Source organism: Phenylobacterium sp. (assembly GCF_030693805.1).
GTDB lineage: Bacteria > Pseudomonadota > Alphaproteobacteria > Caulobacterales > Caulobacteraceae > Phenylobacterium.
The window spans coordinates 1-1,068 of the sequence record NZ_JAUXZW010000223.1 but is presented as its reverse complement, the minus strand read 5'-3'; the positions used below and the strand labels follow the sequence as shown (position 1 = coordinate 1,068).

Annotated in this window: 1 protein-coding gene; it reads left to right on the top strand. The window is 38.7% G+C overall.

The genetic code is table 11. The features are described 5' to 3' along the window. Window positions 1-1,068 (top strand): YCF48-related protein (locus tag Q8M88_RS08635; RefSeq protein ID WP_305596399.1); only part of this gene is annotated, 1,068 nt, incomplete at both ends.

The window sequence follows — 1,068 nt, the reverse complement described above, 5'->3', positions numbered from 1 at the left end:
ATAGATGCTAATAATGGTTTTTCTGTTGGCCAATATGGCACAGTCTTCAAATCAAATAACGGAGGAGTATCGTGGACAAAAATTACTTTCCCATCCACTACTATCAGTTTATATGGCGCCTTTTTCAAAGATGTAAATACCGGAATTGTTGTATGTGGGCAGTGGAATCCCAACGGAAGTAATAAAGGATATATTTATCGAACCACAAATGGAGGTACTTCATGGACTGAGATTTCCGTTGGATTAATTGAACAATTAAACGGAGTTGCTTTTATAGATGCAAACACCGGGATTGCCATTGGCGATGCTGGAAGAATAATGAAAACAACAAATGGGGGTCTTAATTGGTCGGCGATAAGTAGTGGTTTCACAACTCATATTAATTCTTCTCATTTTATTGATTTAAACACGGGATATGTAGTCGGCGGTGTGGGCAATTATGACGGAGTCATATATAAAACCGCAGATGGTGGTACAACCTGGTTGAAAAAACAAAGTGGTGAATTGTCCTCAATGATGTCAGTTTATTTTATAGATGCAAATACAGGTTGGGTCGGAGGACAAGCTGCCATTTATAAAACCACAAACGGTGGAGATATTTGGGCTAAGCAATCAAGTTCTTATACTTCAAGAGCTCTTGCTTTTTTAAACTCGAACATTGGAATATCTGCTAATGCAAATAGTATCAGTCGAACTACAGATGGTGGAACTACATGGTCTAAAGTTGCCGATTATGATTGTAATTCTGTCTTCTTTGTAAGTTCTACTGTAGGTTATTGTACCGGTTTTAATTCTGCCACTTACAAAACGATTGATGGTGGAGTAACGTGGACATTATTAACTGGTTCACCCAAGGGCAATTGTGTTTATTTTGTAAATAATGATGTTGGTTTTGTTGCCGGTTCAGGAATGTGGAAAACAACTAACGGTGGGACTTCCTGGGTTAAACAAACCATCGAACTCGTTGTTCTTTCGGTATTTTTCTTCGATACTACCAAAGGAATAGCAGTTGGCACCGAAGGACAAGTCTGGAATACAACCAATGGTGGTTCAAACTGGACAAGAACT